This is a genomic window from Streptomyces sp. NPDC107562 (assembly GCF_055657325.1).
In genome coordinates this window covers 422,351-439,072 of record NZ_JBVKBE010000003.1, presented here as the reverse complement: position 1 = coordinate 439,072, position 16,722 = coordinate 422,351, and the positions used below count along the sequence as shown (strand labels likewise).

General features: G+C 73.2%; 11 protein-coding genes. 4 read left to right on the top strand and 7 right to left on the bottom strand.

The features are described from left to right. Nucleotides 1-195: 195 nt before the first annotated feature. Nucleotides 196-2,904, bottom strand: coding sequence for a SpoIIE family protein phosphatase (locus ACZ7LV_RS12175; protein WP_471938414.1), 2,709 nt, complete (start codon nucleotides 2,902-2,904; stop codon nucleotides 196-198). Nucleotides 2,905-3,062: 158 nt separating this feature from the next. Here ACZ7LV_RS12175 and ACZ7LV_RS12170 point away from each other — a divergent pair, with 158 nt between their 5' ends. After that, on the top strand, nucleotides 3,063-5,129 hold the full coding sequence (locus ACZ7LV_RS12170; protein WP_471938412.1) for a SpoIIE family protein phosphatase: 2,067 nt from the start codon (nucleotides 3,063-3,065) through the stop codon (nucleotides 5,127-5,129). A 42-nt stretch (nucleotides 5,130-5,171) separates the two neighbouring features. Here the strand turns inward: ACZ7LV_RS12170 and ACZ7LV_RS12165 are convergent, their stop codons facing one another. Then, nucleotides 5,172-6,173, bottom strand: a complete 1,002-nt coding sequence (locus tag ACZ7LV_RS12165; protein ID WP_471938410.1) for a glycosyltransferase family 2 protein — start codon at nucleotides 6,171-6,173, stop codon at nucleotides 5,172-5,174. A gap of 249 nt (nucleotides 6,174-6,422) precedes the next feature. Between ACZ7LV_RS12165 and ACZ7LV_RS12160 the strand changes: the two genes are divergently transcribed. Further along, a complete protein-coding gene (locus ACZ7LV_RS12160; protein ID WP_471939192.1) occupies nucleotides 6,423-7,190 on the top strand; it encodes a polysaccharide deacetylase family protein in 768 nt (255 codons plus the stop codon). 244 nt (nucleotides 7,191-7,434) lie between these two features. Next, on the top strand, nucleotides 7,435-7,875 hold the full coding sequence (locus tag ACZ7LV_RS12155; RefSeq protein WP_471938408.1) for an SRPBCC family protein: 441 nt from the start codon (nucleotides 7,435-7,437) through the stop codon (nucleotides 7,873-7,875). A gap of 41 nt (nucleotides 7,876-7,916) precedes the next feature. Here the strand turns inward: ACZ7LV_RS12155 and ACZ7LV_RS12150 are convergent, their stop codons facing one another. The 5 genes from ACZ7LV_RS12150 to ACZ7LV_RS12130 form a co-directional block, all read right to left on the bottom strand. Beyond that, nucleotides 7,917-9,071: an XdhC family protein gene (locus ACZ7LV_RS12150; protein WP_471938406.1), complete on the bottom strand. Its 1,155-nt coding sequence runs from the start codon at nucleotides 9,069-9,071 to the stop codon at nucleotides 7,917-7,919. A gap of 61 nt (nucleotides 9,072-9,132) precedes the next feature. Continuing rightward, the gene (locus ACZ7LV_RS12145; RefSeq protein ID WP_471938404.1) at nucleotides 9,133-10,590 is read right to left on the bottom strand and encodes an NCS2 family permease; all 1,458 of its coding nucleotides are present in this window, start codon (nucleotides 10,588-10,590) and stop codon (nucleotides 9,133-9,135) included. 204 nt (nucleotides 10,591-10,794) lie between these two features. Further along, nucleotides 10,795-13,179, bottom strand: a complete 2,385-nt coding sequence (locus ACZ7LV_RS12140) for a xanthine dehydrogenase family protein molybdopterin-binding subunit (protein ID WP_401665282.1) — start codon at nucleotides 13,177-13,179, stop codon at nucleotides 10,795-10,797. A gap of 1 nt (nucleotide 13,180) precedes the next feature. Continuing rightward, nucleotides 13,181-13,762, bottom strand: a complete 582-nt coding sequence (locus tag ACZ7LV_RS12135) for a (2Fe-2S)-binding protein (RefSeq protein ID WP_401665279.1) — start codon at nucleotides 13,760-13,762, stop codon at nucleotides 13,181-13,183. Continuing rightward, complete coding sequence (locus ACZ7LV_RS12130) at nucleotides 13,762-14,652, bottom strand: FAD binding domain-containing protein (RefSeq protein ID WP_471938402.1); 891 nt, start codon at nucleotides 14,650-14,652, stop codon at nucleotides 13,762-13,764. Before ACZ7LV_RS12130 ends, ACZ7LV_RS12135 begins: the two co-directional genes overlap by 1 nt. A 365-nt stretch (nucleotides 14,653-15,017) precedes the next feature. Here ACZ7LV_RS12130 and ACZ7LV_RS12125 point away from each other — a divergent pair, with 365 nt between their 5' ends. Further along, nucleotides 15,018-16,691, top strand: a complete 1,674-nt coding sequence (locus ACZ7LV_RS12125) for a PucR family transcriptional regulator (RefSeq protein ID WP_471938400.1) — start codon at nucleotides 15,018-15,020, stop codon at nucleotides 16,689-16,691. Nucleotides 16,692-16,722: the final 31 nt, after the last annotated feature.

Below are 16,722 nucleotides of genomic sequence, written 5' to 3'. Positions count from 1 at the left end.
CTGGCACCTCCGCCGTCGGGGGGCAGCCGTGCGGCCGGCCGCGGGGTCCCCCGGGGGCTCGGCATCCGCACGCTCCGAGGCGCCCGAACTCGCCCATATGAGGACGCTACGCCCCCGACGAGCGCGCGGCACCCCGTCGATCGGGCACCCCGGCCGCGCTTCCAGAAGCCGTACCGGGCGCCCCGCTCCGTCGCCTCACGGAATCTCCTGCTCCGCCCAGATGATCTTTCCTCCGGCGGTGTGGCGGGCGCCCCAGCGGTGGGCGAGCTGGGCCACCAGGAACAGCCCGCGGCCGCCCTCGTCCGTGCTGCGGGCGTGCCGCAGCCGCGGCGCGGTACTGCTCGCGTCGGCGACCTCGCAGGTCAGCCGGGAGTCGCGGAGCATCCGCAGACGGATCGGGGGCGCGGCGTAGCGGACCGCGTTGGTGACCAGTTCACTCACGATCAGCTCCGTGGACATGGCCAGCTCCTCCAGGCCCCAGGCCGCGACCTGGCGGGTGGCCCGGCCCCGGACGTCGGCGACGGCCGCGGGGTCGGCGGGCACGTCCCAGGAGACGACATGGTCGGCGCCCAGGACGTGGGTGCGCGTCAGGAGCAGTGCGATGTCGTCGGACTGGGGCACGGGCACGAGTCCCCGCACCACGGACGCGCACAGGTCCGCGAGATCGGCGCCCGGCGTCCGGTCGCCGCGGGTGCCGCCGTCCGCGGTGACGCTCGCCTGCGCGTGACCGCCGCCGGACCCTGCCGGTCCCGCGTCGGCACGGTAGCCGTCGCCCTCCACGACACCGGCGTCGGGATCGGTGCCCGCGCCTGCCTCCGTGTCCGCGCCGTCGCCCTGCGCGGGACCGGCCGCGTCGTCGGCCCTCGCGAGCACGGCCCCGCCCTGCCGCTCCGCGCCGTCCTTGTCGGACGCGGGCGGTACGTCCGGTGTGGCGGGGTGTCGTGCCAGCACCTCGCCGAGCCGGGACATACCGCGTTCCATGTCGCGGTCGGCCCCTGAGACGAGGCCGTTGGTGAAGAGGCCGAGGAGGCTGTTCTCGGCGAGTTCGATCTCGGAGGACTCGAACCCCAGGCCCCCCAGCCCCAGCGGCGGCCCGGCGGGCGGCTCCGGGAAGGAGACCCGGCCGTCGGGCGCGACGACGACCGGGGGCGGATGCCCCGCGCGAGCCATCGTGCAGCGCCTGCTGACCGGGTCGTAGACGGCGTACAGGCAGGTCGCGCCGAGGAAGGCGGTCGTGCTCTCGTCGGTCTCCTCGCTCAGCCGCAGCACGAGGTCGTCGAGGTGGGCCAGCAGGTCGGCCGGGGACAGCTCCATGTCGGCGAGGGTCTGCACCGCGGTGCGCAGCCGTCCCATCGCCGCCGCGGCGGTGATGCCGTGGCCGACCACGTCCCCGACGGCCAGGCCCACGCGCGCCCCGGACAGCGGGATCACGTCGAACCAGTCGCCGCCGACCCCGCCGATCGGATCGGCCGGCAGATAGTAGGAGGCCGCCTCCAGCGCCGTACCGCCCGTCAGGGCCTGCGGCAGCAGGCTGCGTTGCAGCGTGATCGCCGCCGTGTGCTCCCGGGTGTAGCGGCGGGCGTTGTCGACGCACAGCGCCGCCCGCGCCACCAGCTCGCGGGCCAATAGCACGTCGTCGGGCTGGAACGGCACGGGATTGAGCGACCGCAGGAATGTGGTGAGGCCGAGGGCGGTGTTCCGTGCCCGCATCGGCACGGACAGGAGGGAGTGCAGTCCGAAGTCCCGGATGGACTCCACGCGCGCGGGCTGCTCGGCGACCCACAGGGCGTCGGCCGGATCGAGCACCGGGATGAGGATCGGCTCGCCGTCGATGAGCACGCGCGGGTTGTGCGGCGGCGGAAGGAAGTCCACCCGCTCCCCGACCCGCGCCACGGCCTCGGGGCAGCCCGCGCGCACCGAGGTCATGCCCGCGCGGCGCATCACCGGCCGGGCGGACGCCGGTCCCGCGTCGGTGAGCCACGCTCCGTGCCCCTCGGTGCTGAGCACGGGTTCCAGCAGGTCGACGACGACGAAGTCCGCGAAGCGGGGGACGGCGAAGTCGGCGAGCTCCTGCGCCGTGCGCATCACGTCGAGCGTCCGGCCGATGCTGGCCCCGGCGTCGTTGACCAGGGACAGCAACTGGCGGGCGTTCCACCGCTCGGTGACGTCGAGGACCATGTAGCAGACGCCCGTGACCGTCCCGCCGCCGTCCACCAGCGGGAAGAAGGACGTGGAGTAGGCGTGCTGGCGGTGCGGGTCGGCCCAGCTCCAGCCGACGTACTCGTAGTCGGTGACGGGGATCCCGGTGGCCAGCACCTTGCGCATCAGGCCTTCGAGGGTCTCCGCCTGGAGCCCCGGCAGCAGGTCGCTCATCCGGCGGCCCAGGCGCTGCTCCCGGGGGATGCCGCCGAAGCGTTCCAGGGTGTCGTTCAGCCACACGTACCGCAGGTCCAGGTCCACGACGGCCATGCCGACCGGCGAGCGGGTCAGGAAGTTGTCGAGGACGGTCCGGCCGGCCGCCCACTGCCCGCGCTGCTGCCGCGCCGAGACCAGGAAGCACTCCTGCGCACCGATCCGGAAGCCGGCCGACACCCGCACGTCGGCGTCGATCCGGCGGCCGTCGCGGTGCCGCAGCGCGAGACGCCCGCTCCACCCCATACCGGCGCGGCAGCGCTCGGCGACACCGCCGACGCGCAACCGGTCGGCGGGCCCCGCCAGGAGCCGGGCGGCCGAGCCGCCGACCACGTCCCGCGCCGGGAGACCGAGGAGTTGCTCGGCGGCGCGGGTCCAGCCGATCACCGCGCCGGTGCCGGAGACCACCGCCGCCGCGTCGGTGGACGCGTCGAGGGGGTCGCGCTCGCCGGGGGGCGCCGGCGGTTCGGAACCGTGTCGCGCAGCTTCCATGGGTCCCCATCCTTTACACGAACCATGGTCCTGCTAGTCGGACCGATGTGCACGGTCCCGGCGGGTGGCGCGGGCCCCGGACTGGGCAAGGCAGGGGGCCGGGGGCAGCATGGAAGGGCACGTCGTCACTTCCGCCTGCCGGTGGAGGAGGATCAGGGATGACAGCCGAATCCTTCCCGTCCGAGGAGGCCGAGTACGGCCCGGAGACGCCCAGGCCGATCGGCCTGCTGGACGTGCTGAGCGTCGGCGCGGTGGTGGTCGACGCCGAGGGACGCATCGTGTTCTGGACCCCGCAGGCGCAGGAGCTCTTCGGCTACACCGCGGAGGAGGCGCTCGGCACGTACGCGGCACGGCTGTTCGTCCACCCCGAGCACCTGCCGGCCGTGGCGAAGCTGTTCATGGAGGTGCTGGAGACCGGCCGGAGCTGGGCGGGCGCCTTCCCCATCCGGCACAAGGACGGCAGCAGCAGGCTGACGGAGTTCCGCAACATGCGGCTGCTGGACGACCTCGGCGACGTCTACGCCCTCGGCATCGCCGCCGACCACAACCTGCTCCAGCGGGTCGAGACGGATCTCGCCCTGTGCGAACGGCTGATCAACCAGTCCCCCATCGGTCTGGCCCTCATGGACCCCGATCTGCGGTATCTGCTCGTCAACCCGGCGCTGGAGCGCATCGACGGGGTGCCGGCCGAGGACCACATCGGGCACCACCTCCGGGAGATCATGGAGCTGCCGGACGTCGACACCGTCGAGGCCTGCCTGCGTCAGGTGCTCACCACCGGCACCCCGCTGCTCGACCAGTACCACGTGGGCAGGCCGCCGACCGACCCCGAGCACGAGCACGCCTGGTCGCTGTCGTTCTACCGGCTGGAGGACTCCGGCGGGCGCGTCCTGGGCGCGGCCACCTCGGTCGTCGACGTCACCGAACGGCACCGCGCGGCCGCCGAGGCCGACCGCGCCCGGCGGCGGCTGGCGCTGATCGCCGACGCGTCCACCCGGGTCGGTACGACGCTGGAGGTGGAGCAGACCGCGCGCGAACTGGCGGAGATCGCCGCCCGCGAACTGGCCGACGTCGTCGCGGTGGACGTGCTGGACTCGGCGCTGGCCTGCCGCCGTACCCGGACCCCCGACAACGGCCCGGAGCTGTTCCGCGCCCTCGCCCTGAAGGCGGCGCAGCCCACGGTGGCGCTGCGCGCGGCCGACCCACCCGGCGACCTCGCCTCCTACGAGGGGGACCGCCTGGTCACCCTGTGCGTCCACACCGGGCGGCCGGTGCTGGTGCGCAACGTGGGCGAGCGCGACCTGCCGCGGATCGCCCGGGACGAGGAGGCCGGCGCGCTGCTGGCCCAGGCGGGGGTGCACTCCTATCTCGCCGTGCCGCTGATCGCGCACGGCGAGGTGCTGGGCGCCCTCGACCTCAAACGGACCAGCAACCCGCTGCCGTTCGACCAGGACGACGTCGTCCTGGCCGGTGAGCTGGCCAGCCGGGCCGCGGTGGCCATCGACAACGCGCGGTGGTTCCAGAGCGTGCGCAACACCGCCCTCACTCTCCAGCGCAGCCTGCTCCCCGACCACGCGCCGCACCACACCGGCCTGGAGCTGGCGTCGCGTTACCAGCCCGCCCAGTCCACCAGCGAGGTGGGCGGCGACTGGTACGACGTGATCGGACTGGAGGACGACAAGACCGCCCTGATCGTCGGCGACGTCATGGGCAACGGCATCGACGCCGCCGCCACCATGGGGCGGCTGCGCACGGCGACCTGTGCCTACGCGGACCTCGATCTCGCGCCCGAGGCGGTGCTCCAGCACCTCGACAAGATCACCTGCGATCTGGAGCACTACATCGTCACGTGCCTTTTCGCCGTGTACGACCCCCGTACCGGCCGGTGCCGCATCGCGAACGCCGGACACATGCCGCCCGCGCTGGCCCGCCCCGGCCGCGCCCCCGAACTGCTCGACCTGCCGCCGGCGGCCCCGCTCGGCATCGGCGGCATCCCCTTCGAGGCCACCACCGTCCAACTGGCCCCCGGCGACCTGCTGGTCCTCTACACCGACGGCCTCGTCGAGACCCGCCACCACCCCATCGACGAACGCCTCGACGCCCTGCTCACCTTCCTCGACGAGCCGCGCCGGCCCCTGGAGGAGACCTGCGACCTCCTCCTGTACGGGCTGCGCCGCCCCGAGGACCACGACGACGTCGCCCTGCTCGTGGCACGGGCCCTGTAGTCACCTCGGCCTCCTCGGCCGGGTGCGCGGTGCGGATCCGGCTCACGGGGCCGCCTCGCGCCAGGGGCGGACGCCTCGGTGCCGCCACAGTCCGCCGAGCCAGTACCAGGTGGCGGCCGGGGGGATGAGCACGCTGGTCGCCAGCAGAGTGGTCACCTCGTCCCGGGTGCGCGGGCCGGGCGCGATGCGGGCCCAGGCGTACTCGGCGGTGCCCGCGGCCCAGAAGGTCGCGGCGAGGGCCGCCGGCGTACGCCACCGGGTCGCCGCGAGCACGCAGGCCGTCGCGCCCGCCGCGGTCACGGCGAGGTGGCTGCGGATCCGGCCTCGCCGCGCGGCCGCCTTGTACCACCATCCGGCGCCGTGCAGGCGCAGCATCAGCGCGTCGTCGGCCTGCCCGCGCTGGGCGGCCAGCGAGGCCCAGCGGCCGGCCGGGGGCACCGGGTGCCGGGTGGTGCGCCGCCCCTGCCGTATGCCCCATCCGGAGTCCAGCAGCCGCAGTGCCAGGTCGACGTCCTCGCGGTGGGCGCGCAGGAAGCGTTCGTCGAAACCCCGGGCCTGCTTGAGGGCCTCGGTGCGGTAGGCCATGTCGACGGTGCCCCAGCGGGCCCGCGCCCGTGCCACCGTCTCGCGCTCCCCGTCGGTGGGGCGGTGGCGTGCCGGCAGCGGCACGGCGATCACGCCCTGCACGCCCGCCGTGTCGGGGCTCGCGGCGGCCAGGTCCTGGGTGATCTGCTCGCACCAGTACGGCCCGACCTGCGCGTCCTCGTCCAGGAAGGCCACCCAGGGGGAGGCCACCGCGCGCAGGCCGGTGTTGCGGGCGGCGGCGGGTCCGAGACCGCCGCCGTACAGCACGGTCGTACGGTCGCGCAGATCGCCGAGGACGCGCATCGGGTGCTCCAGCGCCACCGGATCGGGGTCGGGCCGGTCGTCGACCAGGACGATCTCTCGCGGCCGGGGGCCGATGGCGGCGGCGAGCGCGGCGAGGCAGTCGGCCAGGGTGTCACGGGCGAGCGTGGGGATCACCACGGCGTAGGCGGTGGTCATGTGTGCCCGGGTGCCAGTGTGCGGCCGGCTCAAACCCCTGCGGGAGCTCCGGGGGCGCCCGGGACGCTCACCCGCCGACCGCGCGACCCACTATGCACCCCGTCTATACACGCAATGTATAGTCACGCCATGCCCCTACGACCTGCCGTCCGGCGCCGAATACGCGCGCTCTCGCCGACCGAGCCGACCGAGCCGACCGAGCCGACCGAGCCGACCGAGCCGACCGAGCCGACCGAGCCGACCGGGAAGATGCGAAGACGGGGCACCTCGTTCCGTGGCGCCGCCACTTTCCTGGCGGCCCTGTGCCTGGCGCCCGTCCTGTCGGGCTGCACCACCCTGGAGACCACCGCTCCCAGCGCGGTCCGCGCCGAGGCCGCCCCCGCCGCGAAGGCCGCCGCGTTCGGCAGCGTCGACTGCCGGCGGGCCAAGTGCGTCGCGCTCACGTTCGACGCGGGCCCCAGCGAGAACTCCCCACGCCTGCTCGACATCCTGAAGGAGAAGCAGGTCCCGGCGACCTTCTTCCTGCTCGGCGAGCGGCACATCGAGAAGTTCCCGGAGCTGGTGCGGCGGATGGCCGACGAGGGCCACGAGGTGGCCAGCCACACCTGGGACCACAAGATCCTCACCGAGCTGGAGCCGGACGAGATACGGGAGGAACTCCGGCGCCCCAACGCGGAGATAGAGCGGCTCACCGGCCACCGCCCCACCCTCATGCGCCCGCCGCAGGGCCGCACGGACGACACCGTGCACGAGATCTGCCGCGAACTCGGCCTGTCCGAGGTCCTGTGGAGCGTGACCGCCAAGGACTACACGACCGAGGACTCCGATCTGATCCGCCGGCGTGTGCTGGCGCAGACGGAGCGCGACGGCATCATCCTGCTGCACGACATCTACGACGGCACCGTGCCGGCCGTGCCGGGCATCATCGACGCGCTGAAGGAGCGCGGGTTCGTCTTCGTGACGGTCCCTCAACTGCTCGCCCCCGGAAGGGCCGAACCCGGCCAGGTGTACCGCTAGAGGGCCTGTCTGACAATTCGCGTCGTCGCCCGGAGGGCGGCCGGACGGCGTCAGGTGCGTGCTCTCGGTGCGCCGGGCCTTGACCCGCGTACTGGACGTACTCGGGTCAGGGCCCGGTGCGGCGAGAGTGCGTGCATGGCGCCGTCCGGCAGACGGGAATTGTCAGACAGGCCCTAAGGCCTGTGCGGCGAGCCCTGGGCCTGTCGGGCTCGGGCCGGGCGGGCATCCCGCTTAGGATCCCCGCGTGGCGACCTTCCTGCTCGAACGCACGGCTCCGCTCCCCCCGCCCGAGGCCTGGCGCCGGCTCACCGACTGGCCCCGGCACGGTGACGTCGTCCCGCTGACCCGCGTCACCGTGCTCACCCCCGGACCGACGCGCGAGGGCACGGAGTTCGTGGCCCGCTCGGGCCTCGGGCCGCTCACCTTCGACGACCGGATGGAGGTCACCGTCTGGCAGCCGCCCGGCGACGACACCCCCGGCCGGTGCCGGCTGGAGAAGCGCGGGCGGGTGATGCGCGGCTGGGCGGAGATCGAGGTCCGCCCCGGACCGGGCGGGCGCGCGCACGTCGTCTGGCGTGAGGAACTGCGCGTGCGCATGCTGCCGTCCTTCCTCGACGGCACCGTGGAGCGCGCGTCCCGCCTGGTGTTCGGCCGGGCGGCGAACCGCCTGCTGCGCGGGCGGTGACCGGCGGCGCCCCGACGTGGCCCCGCCCCTGAGCAGCCCGCTCAGGCCACCGACCCGATGCGTCCCGCCGGGGCCGACGGGGTGTCGTGGTGGATCGGGGTGTGCGCGCCGGTCAGCGGGACCCCGCTGCCGCCCCGCCGGCCCGCGACGATCTCGGCGGCGATGGACAGTGCCGTCTCCTCCGGCGTCCGCGCGCCGAGGTCGAGGCCGATCGGCGAGCGCAGACGGGCCAGCTCCAGGTCGGTGACGCCGACCTCGCGCAGCCGCCGCTCGCGGTCGAGGTGGGTACGGCGGGAGCCCATGGCGCCGACGTAGGCCACCGGCAGCCGCAGCGCGAGCTGGAGCAGGGGTACGTCGAACTTGGCGTCGTGGGTCAGCACGCACAGGACCGTGCGGGCGTCGACGTCGGTGCGCTCCAGGTAGGTGTGCGGCCACTCGACGACGATCTCGTCGGCGTCGGGGAAGCGGGTCCGCGTCGCGAACACGGGCCGGGCGTCGCACACCGTGACGTGGTGGCCGAGGAACTTGCCGACGCGGACCAGTGCCGAGGCGAAGTCGATGGCGCCGAAGACGATCATGCGAGGCGCCGGGACCGAGGACTCGACCAGGACCGTGAGCGGCGTACCGCACCGGGAGCCCTGCTCACCGATCTCCAGGGTGCCGGTGCGGCCGGCGTCCAGGAAGGCGCCCGCCTCGGCCGCGACGGTGCGGTCCAGCTCGGGATGGGCGCCGAAGCCGCCCTCGTACGACCCGTCGGGGCGGACCAGCAGCGCGCGGCCGCCCGTCAGCTCGCCGGGGCCGGAGACGATGCGGGCCACAGCGGCCGGCTCGCGCCGGGACGCCGTGGCCACCGCGGCCGCCACCACCGGCCGGACGGGATCGTCCGCCCGGACCGGGGTGACCAGGATGTCGATGACGCCGCCGCAGGTCAGACCGACCGCGAAGGCGTCGTCGTCGCTGTAGCCGAAGCGCTCAAGGACCGGCTCCCCGTCCTGCAGCGCCTGCCCGCACAGTTCGTAGACCGCGCCCTCCACACAGCCGCCGGAGACCGATCCGATCGCCGTGCCGTCGGCGTCCACCGCCAGGGCGGCGCCGGGCCGGCGCGGGGCGCTGCCCCCCACGGCCACCACGGTGGCCACGGCGAAGTCGCGTCCCTGCTCGACCCACCGGTGCAGCTCGTCGGCGATGTCCAGCATCTGTCGTTCTCCTCAAGCGGTCGGGTGAAGGGCGGGCGCCTCGGCCGCCCTGGGGCCTGTCCTAGTGGACGCCCATCCAGCTCTCGATGGGGTGAAGCGCGAAGAACACCACGAAGATCACCGTCAGGGCCCACATGAAGACCCCGATCTCGCGCGCCTTGCCCTGCGCGGTCTTGATGGCGACGTACGAGACGACGCCCGCGGCGACACCCGCGGTGATCGAGTACGTGAACGGCATGATCACGACGGTCAGGAAGACCGGGATCGCGGTGGCCCGGTCGGACCAGTCGACGTGCCGGGCGTTCATCATCATCATGGCGCCGATCACCACCAGGGCGGCGGCCGCGACCTCGCCCGGCACGATCGCCGTCAACGGCGTGAAGAACAGGCACGCCGCGAAGAACAGGCCGGTGACGACGGACGACAGGCCCGTTCTGGCCCCTTCGCCGACCCCGGTCGCCGACTCGACGAACACGGTCTGCCCGGAGGCGCCGGAGACGCCGCCGATCGCGCCGCCCGCGCCGTCGATGAACAGCGCCTTGGACAGGCCCGGCATCCGGCCCTTGTCGTCGGCGAGCTTGGCCTCGGTGCCGACGCCGATGATGGTGGCCATCGCGTCGAAGAAGCCCGCCAGCACCAGGGTGAAGACGATCATGCCGACGGTCATCGCGCCGACCTCGCCCCAGCCGCCGAACTCGACGTCGCCGAAGGCCGAGAAGTCGGGCATGGAGACCGCGCCGCCGCTCAGTTCGGGCGCGCCGCCGGCCCACTGCCCGGGGTCGATCACCTCGGCCGCGTTGAGGGCGACGGCGACCACGGTGCCGGCCACGATGCCGATCAGGATGGCGCCCGGGACGCCGCGCGCCTGGAGCATGAAGATCGCCAGCAGGGTCACCGCGAAGAGCAGCACCGGCCAGCCGGCCAGCTCGCCCGTGGGGCCGAGGACGACGGGGGTGCTCTCGCCCTGGTGCACGAAGCCGGCCTTGTAGAAGCCGATCAGTGCGACGAAGAGCCCGATGCCCATGGTGATCGCGTGCTTCAGGGGCAGCGGGATGGCGTTCATGATCATCTCGCGCAGGCCGGTGACGACCAGCAGCATGATGACCACGCCGTACATCACGCACATGCCCATCGCCTGGCCCCAGGTCATCTGGGGTGCGACCTGGGAGGCGAGGACTCCGGAGACGGAGAGGCCCGCGGCGAGCGCGAGGGGAACCTTGCCGACGAAACCCATCAGCAGCGTGGTGAGTGCCGCCGCGAACGCGGTCGCGGTGATCAGGGCCTTCTGGCCGAGCGTGTCCCCCGCCGCGTCCTTGCCGGACAGGATCAGGGGGTTGAGGAGGAGGATGTACGCCATCGCCATGAAGGTGGTGACGCCGCCGCGCACCTCACGCGCGACCGTGGATCCCCGGTGGGATATGTGGAAGTACCGGTCGAGCCAAGAGCGTCCGGCCGGGACGCGGGTTCCTCCACCCGCGTCCTCCGAGACGGTCTTGGGCTCCAGTGACTGCTGGGTCATGTGGGCCTACTCCCAAGGTTCAAAGGGGCACCCGCACGCGACCGCCGTGGCGGCTGCGGGATTTGGGAAGGTGCTTCGGCCGCACGACCCGGAGGACGGCCGGGACGAACGATGCGGATCGGTTTTGGGCACCGCGAGCGGAGCGGTGTCCGGGGCTCCGGGCGACGCGGAGTGTGTGACGTTCCGTGCGTCGCCCGGAGAGTCTTACGCGGTGCCGGTCAGGTGCTCGGGGCGGACCGGCGTCCTGTTCAGCTCCAGGCCCGTCGCCGCGCGGATCGCCGCGAGGACCGCCGGGGTGGAGGACAGGGTCGGGGCCTCGCCGATACCGCGCAGCCCGTACGGGGCGTGGTCGTCGGCGAGTTCGAGGACGTCGACCGGAATGGTCGGCGTGTCGAGGATGGTCGGGATCAGGTAGTCCGTGAAGGAGGGGTTGCGCACCTTCGCGGTCTTCGGGTCGACGACGATCTCCTCCATGACCGCCACGCCCAGTCCCTGGGTCGTACCGCCCTGGATCTGGCCGATGACGGACAGCGGGTTCAGCGCCTTGCCGACGTCCTGGGCGCAGGCCAGCTCGATCACCTTGACCAGGCCGAGCTCGGTGTCGACCTCGACGACGGCGCGGTGCGCGGCGAAGGAGTACTGGACGTGGCCGTTGCCCTGGCCGGTGCGCAGGTCGAAGGCCTCGGTCGGCCGGTGCCGCCACTCCTCCTCGACCTCGACGGACTCGTCCTCCAGCACGTCCACCAGGTCGGCCAGCACCTCACCGCCGTCGGTGACGACCTTGCCGCCCTCCAGCAGCAACTCGGCGGTGGCCCAGGCCGGGTGGTAGGAGCCGAACTTGCGGCGCCCGATCTCCAGCACCTTCTCGCGCACCAGCTCGCAGGAGTTCTTGACGGCGCCACCGGTGACGTACGTCTGCCGCGAGGCGGACGTCGAGCCGGCGCTGCCCACCTGGGTGTCCGCCGGGTGGATCGTCACCTGCGCCACGCCCAGTTCGGTGCGGGCGATCTGCGCGTGGACGGTGACGCCGCCCTGGCCGACCTCCGCCATGGCGGTGTGCACGGTCGCGACGGGCTCGCCACCGACGACCTCCATGCGCACCTTGGCGGTGGAGTAGTCGTCGAATCCTTCGGAGAAGCCGACGTTCTTGATGCCGACCGCGTAGCCGACACCGCGGACGACGCCCTCGCCGTGCGTGGTGTTGGACAGGCCGCCGGGCAGCTGGCGCACGTCGGCGCCCTCGCTGGACTCCCACTGGCGCTCCGGCGGCATCGGCATCTTCCGTACCCGGCGCAGGAGTTCGGCGACGGGGGCCGGCGAGTCGACCGGCTGGCCGGTGGGCAGGAGGGTGCCCTGTTCCATGGCGTTGAGCTGCCGGAACTCCACCGGGTCCATACCGAGCTTCGCGGCGAGCTTGTCCATCTGCGCCTCGTAGGCGAAGCACGCCTGGACGGCGCCGAAGCCGCGCATGGCGCCGCAGGGCGGGTTGTTCGTGTAGAGGGCGACGGCCTCAATGTCGACGTCCTCGACGACGTACGGTCCGACCGACAGGGACGAGGCGTTGCCCACGACCGCCGGGGAGGCGGACGCGTAGGCGCCGCCGTCCAGGACGATGCGGCACTTCATGTGCGTGAGCTTGCCGTCCTTGGTGGCGCCGTGCTCGTAGTACAGCTTGGCCGGGTGGCGGTGCACATGTCCGAAGAAGGACTCGAACCGGTTGTAGACGATCTTCACCGGCTTGCCCGTGCGCAGCGCCAGCAGACAGGCGTGGATCTGCATCGACAGGTCCTCGCGACCACCGAACGCGCCACCGACGCCGGCCAGGGTCATCCGCACCTTGTCCTCGGGCAGGCCGAGCACGGGCGCGATCTGGCGCAGGTCGGAGTGGAGCCACTGGGTGGCGATGTAGAGGTGGACGCCGCCGTCCTCCTCGGGTACGGCGAGGCCGGACTCGGGGCCGAGGAAGGCCTGGTCCTGCATGCCGAAGGTGTACTCGCCCCGGACGATCACGTCCGCCCTGCGGGCGGCCGCGTCCGCGTCGCCGCGCACGATCGGCTGGCGGTGCACGATGTTGGGGTGCGGGACATGGCCGGCGTGGTGGTCGTCGCGGCCCTCGTGGAGGAGGATCGCGTCCGGCGCGGTCGCGGACGCCTCGTCGGTGATGACGGGCAGCTCGCGGTACTCGACCTTGATCTTGGCGGCGGCGCGGCGGGCCGTCTCGGGGTGGTCGGCGGCGACGATCGCGACCGGCTCACCGTGGTGGCGCACCCTGCCGTGCGCGAGGACCGGGGTGTCCTGGATCTCCAGGCCGTAGTTCTTCACCTCGGTGGGCAGGTCGTCGTAGGTCAGCACGGCGTACACACCGGCTGTCGCGAGCGCCTCGGACGTGTCGATCGAGACGATCTCGGCGTGGGCGACCGTGGAGCGCAGGATCTGCCCCCACAGCATGTCCTCGTGCCACATGTCGGACGAGTACGCGAACTCGCCGGTGACCTTCAGGGTGCCGTCCGGGCGCAGCGTGGACTCGCCGATGCCGCCCTTGGTCTGCGAGCCCTGCGTGATCTTCGTAGGAGCGCCGTTGGCCGGCATCTCAGACCCCCTCGGACTGACGGGCGGCCGCCAGGCGGACCGCGTCCATGATCTTCTCGTAGCCGGTGCAGCGGCACAGGTTGCCCGAGAGCGCCTCGCGGATGTCCGCGTCGGACGGGTTCGGGTTGCTCTCCAGCATCTCGTCGGCGGCGACCAGCAGGCCCGGCGTGCAGAAACCGCACTGGACGGCGCCGGCGTCGATGAACGCCTGCTGGACCGGGGAGAGTTCGCCGCCCTCGCCGGTCTGCGAGTCGGTGCCCTTGGCCTGCCAGCCCTTCGCCTCGTCCAGCGAGGTGCCGCACGCGCCGGTGGCGCAGCCGCCCGCGGCCCGCTGCTTGGCGAAGTCGGCGAGGCCCTCGACGGTGACGACCTCGCGGCCCTCGGCCTGTCCGGCGGCGACCAGGCAGGAACACACCGGCACCCCGTCCAGGCGGACCGTGCAGGAGCCGCACTCGCCCTGCTCGCAGGCGTTCTTGGACCCCGGCAGGCCGAGCCGCTCGCGCAGCACGTACAGCAGGGACTCGCCCTCCCACACGTCGTCGGCTTCCTGCGGACGGCCGTTGACCGTGAAATTGACGCGCATTACGCGGCTCCCTCCGTGCGTGCGGCGGTGCCGCGGTACGACTCCCAGGTCCAGGTCAGGGTCCGGCGGGCCATGACGCCCACCGCGTGCCGGCGGTAGCCGGCCGTGCCCCGGACGTCGTCGATCGGGTTGCAGGCACCGGAGCACAGCTGCGCGAACTGCTTGGCGACCGACGGAGTGATGATCTTCCCGTTGTCCCAGAAGCCGCCCTCCTCGAGCGCCGCGTTCAGGAACTCCTCCGCGGCCTTGGCCCGGACCGGGGTGGGGGCGGCGGAGCCGATGCCGGTGCGGACCGTCCGCGTCCGGGGGTGCAGCGCGAGCCCGAAGGCGCACACGGCGATGACCATGGCGTTGCGGGTGCCCACCTTCGAGTACTGCTGGGGGCCGTCCGCCTTCTTCACGTGCACGGCGCGGATCAACTCGTCGGCGGCGAGCGCGTTGCGCTTCACGCCGGTGTAGAACGCGTCGATCGGGATGCGCCGGGAGCCCCGGACGGACTCCACCTCGACCTCGGCGCCGGCGGCGAGGAGGGCGGGGTGGGCGTCACCGGCCGGGGAGGCGGTGCCGAGGTTGCCGCCGACGCCGCCGCGGTTGCGGATCTGCGGCGAGGCCACGGTGTGCGAGGCAAGGGCCAGACCCGGCAGCTCGGCGCGCAGGTGCTCCATGATCCGGGAGTACGGGACGGAGGCGCCCAGTCGCACGGAGTCCTCGCCGACCTCCCACTCGCAGAGGTCGCCGATGCGGTTGAGGTCCATGAGGTACTCGGGCCGGCGGTGGTCGAAGTTGATCTCGACCATCACATCGGTGCCACCCGCAATCGGCACAGCGGTGGGGTGCTCGGCCTTCGCGGCGAGCGCCTCCTCCCAGCTGGCGGGGCGAAGGAAGTCCATGACCGGCTCTCTTCTTCGTCTCGTGAGTCGTACAGATTGAGCCAATCCGTGTGCGGCGGGCCCGGCTCGTTCATGTGCTGTTAACGCGGATTGACGTCAGTACACAGCCCCTTGCTCCAACGGGGTCAGTCACCGAAACCATGAAGGAGTTGGCTGGCCAGTGCGGGCATCTTGTAGATTCGTATGAACAGAGGTCATCAGCAACCTCCTGGATTTCCTGGGGAAACGTCCGGCACAGCCGTCGTGACCTGGGGCACAGCACGGGAGACGGCGAGCACCGCTCAACGGCCCACCGCACGGGCCACCCATCCGAGGCCCGTCAAGATCCATCGTAGTTTTCGAGACAAAGAACGGCGGCGACGAGAATGCGGCTGCGCGCACTGCTGGACACCGACGCGCTGGGCCTCAGGCTGCTCGGCGGCGAGGACGAGCTGGACCGCACCGTCCGGGGCGTGATGACCACGGACCTGCGCGACCCCAGCCGCTACCTCTCCGGCGGTGAACTGGTGCTGACGGGCCTCGCCTGGCGCCGGGACGCGGCCGACTCCGAGCCCTTCGTACGGCTCCTGGCGCAGGCGGGCGTCGCGGCCCTCGCGGCCGGTGAGGCGGAGCTCGGCGACGTGCCCGAGGACCTGGTCGCCGCATGCGCCCGGCACCGCCTCCCGCTGTTCGCCGTGCACGAGTCGGTGGCCTTCGCCACGATCACCGAGCACGTCGTACGGCAGGTCTCGGGCGAGCGCGCCGGGGACCTCGCCGCCGTGGTCGACCGGCACCGCCGGATGATGACCTCGGGCCCGGCGGGCGGCGGCCCGGACGTCGTGCTCGACCTCCTCGGCTCCGACCTGGACCTGCGCGCCTGGGTGCTGTCGCCCACCGGCCGCCTCATCGCGGGCTCCAAGGTCGGCGGGCCCACGCTGCCCCCCGAGGCCTGCGCGCAGCTGGCCGCCGAGCACCTGGCGGCCGCCCGCACCGGCCGCCGCGGCCCGCACCGCCTGATCCTCGGCACCACCACGTACTCCGTCTTCCCCGTCCGCGGCGGCGGCCGCGCCCCGGGGGCCGCCCGGGACGTCCGCGAGACGGTCCTGTCGGACTGGCTGCTCGCCGTGGAGGCGGACGCCGGCGACTGGGCGGAGGAGCGCCTGGACCTGCTGCACGGCGTCACCCAGCTGATCGCGGTGGAGCGCGACCGCCGCGACGCCGCTCGCACGGTCCGCCGCCGGCTGGCCCAGGAGGTCCTGGAGCTCGTCCAGACGGGCGCCGCGCCCGCCGAGATCGCGGCCCGCCTGCGGGTGGCCGCGCCGGTCCTGCTGCCGGGCCTCGGCGCCGCCCCGCACTGGCAGGTGGTCGTGGCCCGCGTCGAGTGGGAGGGCTCCGAGATCGAGGCCGGACCGGTGGCCCAGTCCCTGCTGGAGGAGATCCTGGTCGACCCGGCGGCCACCGGCCCCGAGCCGTCCGACCGCATCGCCGTCGCCCACACGGGCGACGAGGCGATCGCCCTGGTCCCCCTTCCGGCGGTCTCGGCGGAGCACGACGGCTCCGAGACCGGCGTGCTCGCGGACGCCCTGCTCGCCTCCGTACGGGACCCCCTCTCGGCCGGCCTGGACGGCGACGGGCGGGTGACCCTCGGTGTCAGCGCGGCCGTCCACTCGGCGGAGGGCCTGCGCGGCGCCCTGGAGGAGGCCCGGCACGCCCGCCGGGTGGCCGCGGCACGCACCGGGCGGGTCTGCGCGGCGGGCCACCAGGAACTGGCGTCGCACGTCCTGCTGCTGCCCTTCGTCCCCGACGACGTGCGCCGCGCCTTCACGGCCCGGCTCCTGGACCCCTTGCGCGACTACGACCGCCGCCACCGGGCCGAGCTGATCCCGACCCTGGAGGCGTTCCTGGAGAGCGACGGCTCCTGGACCCGCTGCGCCTCCCGGCTCCACCTGCACGTCAACACGCTGCGCTACCGGGTCGGCCGCATCGAGCAGTTGACGAGTCGCGACCTTTCCCGCCTGGAGGACAAGCTGGACTTCTTCCTCGCGCTGCGCATGAGCTGAAACCTGAGAGGCCGAGGACTCCCACGACTTT